We start from the raw sequence: 4,900 nt of genomic DNA on the forward strand, positions 1-4,900 counted from the left end.
AGCCGGACGTCGAGCGCCGGGCGCCCTGCACCGGACGCCCCACGCCACCCCCGGCGCTCGACGTCCGGCTTGGGGCGCTCGACGTCCGGCGCCCGTCGTAGGGCGTTGGGCGTGCGACGGGCCTCTACGCCACGCAGAACTCGTTGCCCTCCGGGTCGTGCATCACCCACCAGTGGCCGGCCGGGCCCTTGTCCACCTCGTGCAGTCGGGTGGCGCCCAGGGTCTCCAGGCGGGCCACCAGGTCGTCCAGGCCGCCCGGTTCGGCGTGGACGTCGATGTGGAGGCGGTTCTTCACCGTCTTCGGCTCCGGGACGTCCTGGAAGAGGAGGCGGCGGCCCCGGCCGATGCCGGTGAAGGGGTCGTACGGGTCGTCGGGGTGGCGGACGGCGGCGTACCCGCGGAACACGGCGTGGCCGGCGTGCTCGCCGACGGCCTCCTCCGGGAGGTCGCCCGTGGAGCGGAGGTGGGCGATCAGCGCGCTCGGATCCTCCACCTGGTAGCCCAGCGCGGCGGCCCAGAAATCGGCCAGGGGCTGCGCGTCACGGGTGTCGATGACCAGTTTCCAGCTCAGTGCGGCAGTCATGTAACCGGTTATAGTGGTTACATGCCCTCGTCGTCCACAACAGCCACGCCGGAAGGGGCCCCTTCCGGGTCCCCGGAAGGGCCGGGGATCCCCCTGCGGTCGTACACCGGCCATGTCTTCCGCTTCGATCCGGGCGCCCTCTGTCTGGAGCTCCTCGTCACCGGGGGCCCCGGCGCCCTCACCCGCTACGAGGTGCTGCACACTCCCGAGGACCTGGCCGCCTGGGTCGGAAGGTCCCGGCTCACCCCCACCCCGGGCGCCCTGGACCTCACCGACGCCGACGTGGAACACGTACGGCGGCTGCGCGACGCCCTGCTGCGCACGGTGGTCTCGCGCCTCCACCCGGGCGGACTGCCCCCGCTGGACATCCCGGCGGCCGGCCCCGCCGACCTGTGCGTCATCAACGACGCGGCGGCACGGCCCCCGCTCGCCCCCGCCCTCGGCGAGGACGGCACCCGGCGCTGGTCGCCCGCCCCCGCGAGCGGCGTCCAGCTCGCCTCCACCGTCGCCCGCGACGCCGTCGACCTGCTCACCGGGCCGTACGCGGACCGCGTCCGCATGTGCTCAGGCGAGCGCTGCTATCTGATCTACGTCGACACCTCGCGGCCCGGCCGCCGCCGCTGGTGCTCCATGGAGCACTGCGGCAACCGCAACAAGGTGCGCGCCCACCGTGCCCACCGCGCACGCCGCGCCGGCGAGTCCGCCCCGAACGAGGAGTGATCGCCATGGCCGCCACCGGACTGACCCAGGACGCCGGATGGGAGATCGGTGTCTCCCGCACCCTCGCCCAACCACCGTCCGCCGTCTGGGAGTTCATCAGCGGACCGGGAGGGCTGGCGCTGTGGCTCGGGGCGGGGGCGCGGCTCACCCCCGAGCGCGGCGCCCCGTACACCACCGACGAGGGGATCGGCGGCGAGGTGCGTGGGTACCGGCCCGGCGAACGGATCCGGGTGACGTACGGCGACACGACCGTGCAGGTCACCGTCTCGGCCGCCGCCGGGGGCAGGACGGTCCTCCGCTTCCATCAGGAGCGGATGGCGGGCGCCGCGGAACGCGAGCGGCGCAGGGAGCACTGGCGACGCGTGCTGGACCGGGTCGCGGACGCCCTCGACGCACCGGCCTGACCGCTCGGCCGGTTCAGGAGGCCGCGGGGTCCACCGTCGCCTGGTGGGCCTCGGCGAGGTGCTCCTCGGCCTTCAGCCACGGCAGGAACTGCGCGCCCTTGCGCCAGCCGCACGTGTCGCATCTGATCGTGCGCTGCACACCGGAGCGCTGGACCCGCACGACGTGCTGTCGCCCGTGCTGGTCCCAGCGGCTCACCTTGCTCGAGTTGTTCGACTTGCTCGAGTTGTTCTCCGACATCTGGTCTCCAGCCGACACGTCGAGGGTCGTCGGCCTTTCACCGACCGCTGCCCGTGAGGAGTGTGCAACACGACCAACATCAACAGGGCCGATCCGGCCATGAGTTGTCCCACCCGGGCGCCGGTCGGACGGGGGCGGCGGACCCAGGCCCTCCGTATGCGCTGCCGCCGTGCTCCCCGCGTGTCGGCCGTGCGGGTACCGCGTGCGAGGATGACGGCTGTTCGAGGATGACGGCTGCTTTGAGACGGTCAGGGCGGCGGAGATTGGGACGCGATGATCGGGACGGTGTTCCGTAGCGAGGACGTGCCGGCGGACGACAGGTTCGACCACTGGCGGGAGATGGTCGGCCGGATGCGCTCGCCCAGCGACATCATCAGCTCCCACACCACCGACTTCTGGGCGGAGTTCCGGCTGATGGAGCTGGGCCCGGTGACCGTGTGGCCCACCTCGTTCCTGCCGACGCGCTACCGGCGCAGCCAGAGGATGGTGCGCCAGTCCGACCCCGAGCTGTACCACCTGTCGCTGCTGCTGGACGGCGAGTTGACCCTCGACCACGCGGGACGGAACGGCGCGTTCGGCGCGTTCGACCTGCACCTCGCGGACAGTTCGCAGCCGTACGACCTCCGGCCGGCGGACGATCTGCGGCCCGCGCCCGTCCGGGGTGTGGGCGTCGACTTCCCCAAGTCGCTGCTGCCGCTCCCGCCGCACCGCGTGGGGGAGTTGCTGGGCCGCGGCATTCCGGGCCGGGAGGGCATCGCCGCGCTGCTGACGGACTTCCTGCTCGGTCTGGAACGACAGGCCGACACCCTCAGCCCGGCCGACGCGCCGCGCCTCGGGACGGTCGTCCTCGACCTGGTGTCCGCCGTGCTGGGCCAGGCGCTGGACGCCGAGGCCGCGCTGCCACCGGAGACCCGCCAGGAGACCCTCGCCCGGCGCATCACCGCGTTCATCCGGCAGAACCTGCACGACCCGGAGCTGACACCGCCGGTGATCGCGGCCGCGCACCACATCTCCGTCAGCTATCTGCACCGTGTCTTCCAGCAGCACACCCGGGGCGAGACGGTCGCCGCGTGGATCCGGGCCCGCCGCCTGGAAGGCGCCCACCGCGACCTCGCCGACCGCTCCCTGCGCACCACCCCGGTCCACGTCATCGCCACCCGCTGGGGCTACCCCCGAGCCTCCGACTTCACCCGGGCCTTCCGCACGGCCTACGGCGCCCCACCCACGGAATACCGCCAGGAGGCCCTGGCGGACCGGGACCAGCACGGCAACGGCGCCTGAACAGCGCCGACCCGACGGCCCTCAGTGGGGGGCGCGGTCCGCGTAGGCTCGCGGGATGCATGTTCACCGGCTCTTCGAGAACCCTCCCGCGCTGCCTCACGGGGTGGTGGTCGAGACGTTGGAGCGGGCCCTGCGTGACCGTTCGGCGGAGGGGGAGGCGGCGGGCGTGCTGGTCGGCACCGCGTTGAACGACGACGACGCGGGGTTCGTCGAGCACTGGTGCGTGCAGGTCGGGACCCGGGCCGTGCCGGGCAGTCCACTGCTCGGGCTGGCCGGGCTGTGCCTGGGCCACACCGCCCGACGCTTCGGGCGTCTCGGCGACGAGGCCCGCGCCCTGGCGGAGTCACTGGCGGCACGCGCCGAGGCGGACCCGTCGGACGTGGACGGCCGCGCCCTTGACGGCTACGACGATGTCCGCAGCTTCCTCCACCTGTGGTGACGCCCCCCACCCCCACGAGCAGCGCGGAACGACGAACCGGGCCGTCCGATCAGAGGCCCGACGCATGACGTGACAGCCAGTCGGCGTGCCGGTCACGCATGCGATCCCGCTCCTCGGACGACTCCAGGAAGACATCGGCGCCGCCGTCGTAGGGGTGGTGGACGCGCCGCATCCCGGTGTCGGTGATGAGGACCCCGGCCATGGTGTCGTCGGCGACGTCACGGAGCACCCCGTCGACGCAGCCCCGCCGCCACGGTCGGCGGACGGCGGTGAGGTGGCAGTACGTGCGGAACTCGGGGTCGGGATCGTCCGCGACCAACAGACTCCGCCAGTACCCGGCGCCGGGTCGGAACGACGGAAGCTCGGCCTCCGCCGTCCAGACAGGAGTGATCACGTACACGTCCTCACCGGCGAACAACTCGTCGAGGACGGTGTTGTGACGCTCCAGGACAACGGCGTACTCGCTCTCGTCCTGCGGGTACCGCTTCGACTCCGGCAGGCTGTGGAAGCGCACCCAGACATCCCGATAGGGGCCCCGGAGTTCGTGTCCGACCGGCGGGCACCCGGGCCAGCGCTGCTGCCACAGCCGCGTCAACTCCGCCTGTCCGTCTTCTGGCACCGCCAGCCTGACTTCAGACACCGCCACCCCGCCCCCGGACACCGTCACGTCGCCTCGCCCCCCGTGGTCCTGCCGATGACCATGATGTCGGGCGCCCACCCGCCGAGGGAATCGACTTCTGGGGCGACCCGACTTGCAGGGCACCCGACTAGGGTGCCCCGATGCCCGCCGCGTCCCGTAGCTCCGTCGACTCCAGGCGGGCCGCCGTTCGCTCGGCGGTGGCGCGGGCCCAGGGGCCGGTGGTCAGGGCGCCCAGGGCCAGGACGGCGAAGCCGCATGCCGCGACGATCCACCACGCGGGGCGGGCCGCCGACACGAACGACTCGGCGTACGAGGACGCCCCCACGCCCGCCGCCAGTACCGCCCCGATCACCGCGACCCCCAGGGTCTGGCCGATCTGCCGGCTGGTGGAGGCGACGGCGGCGGCGACACCGGCCTGCGCGCGGGGCATGCCGGAGACCGCCGTGTTGGTGATGGGCGCGTTGACGAAGCCGAAGCCGATACCGAACAGCACGTATCCGACGACCAGCGTGACGTTCGCCGTCTCCGCCTCGAACGCGGCGAACAGCACCCCGCTCGCGGTCATCGTCACCCCCGCGACGAGCAGCGGCAGCCG

Annotated in this window: 7 protein-coding genes and 1 pseudogene; 4 read left to right on the top strand and 4 right to left on the bottom strand. The window is 73.0% G+C overall.

Features of this window, described 5'->3' with window-relative positions; translation table 11 throughout:
• Nucleotides 1–124: 124 nt before the first annotated feature.
• Nucleotides 125–583 (bottom strand): VOC family protein, encoded by a 459-nt coding sequence (locus AOK23_RS40825; protein WP_055717464.1) that lies wholly within the window; start codon nt 581–583, stop codon nt 125–127.
• Between the two features lie 21 nt (nt 584–604).
• Between AOK23_RS40825 and AOK23_RS40830 the strand changes: the two genes are divergently transcribed.
• Both AOK23_RS40830 and AOK23_RS40835 read left to right on the top strand, forming a co-directional pair.
• Nucleotides 605–1,303, top strand: a complete 699-nt coding sequence (locus AOK23_RS40830; RefSeq protein ID WP_079049990.1) for a CGNR zinc finger domain-containing protein — start codon at nt 605–607, stop codon at nt 1,301–1,303.
• 5 nt (nt 1,304–1,308) lie between these two features.
• On the top strand, nt 1,309–1,707 hold the full coding sequence (locus AOK23_RS40835; protein WP_055717465.1) for an SRPBCC family protein: 399 nt from the start codon (nt 1,309–1,311) through the stop codon (nt 1,705–1,707).
• 13 nt (nt 1,708–1,720) lie between these two features.
• Here the strand turns inward: AOK23_RS40835 and AOK23_RS40840 are convergent, their stop codons facing one another.
• The gene (locus AOK23_RS40840) at nt 1,721–1,945 is read right to left on the bottom strand and encodes a hypothetical protein (RefSeq protein ID WP_055717466.1); all 225 of its coding nucleotides are present in this window, start codon (nt 1,943–1,945) and stop codon (nt 1,721–1,723) included.
• Between the two features lie 273 nt (nt 1,946–2,218).
• On the opposite strand from AOK23_RS40840, the gene AOK23_RS40845 reads away from it, so the two are divergent.
• Complete coding sequence (locus tag AOK23_RS40845) at nt 2,219–3,226, top strand: AraC family transcriptional regulator (protein ID WP_055717467.1); 1,008 nt, start codon at nt 2,219–2,221, stop codon at nt 3,224–3,226.
• Nucleotides 3,227–3,281: 55 nt separating this feature from the next.
• Nucleotides 3,282–3,665, top strand: coding sequence for a hypothetical protein (locus tag AOK23_RS40850; RefSeq protein WP_055717468.1), 384 nt, complete (start codon nt 3,282–3,284; stop codon nt 3,663–3,665).
• A 49-nt stretch (nt 3,666–3,714) separates the two neighbouring features.
• On the opposite strand, the gene AOK23_RS40855 is transcribed toward AOK23_RS40850, so the two are convergent.
• Together AOK23_RS40855 and AOK23_RS40860 are read right to left on the bottom strand one after the other, a co-directional pair.
• Complete coding sequence (locus AOK23_RS40855) at nt 3,715–4,332, bottom strand: DUF3885 domain-containing protein (protein ID WP_420823798.1); 618 nt, start codon at nt 4,330–4,332, stop codon at nt 3,715–3,717.
• A gap of 100 nt (nt 4,333–4,432) precedes the next feature.
• Nucleotides 4,433–4,900, bottom strand: a pseudogene (locus AOK23_RS40860) (MFS transporter); the annotation flags it as partial.

It is taken from the genome of Streptomyces torulosus (assembly GCF_001419765.1).
Classification (GTDB): Bacteria; Actinomycetota; Actinomycetes; order Streptomycetales; family Streptomycetaceae; genus Streptomyces; species Streptomyces torulosus.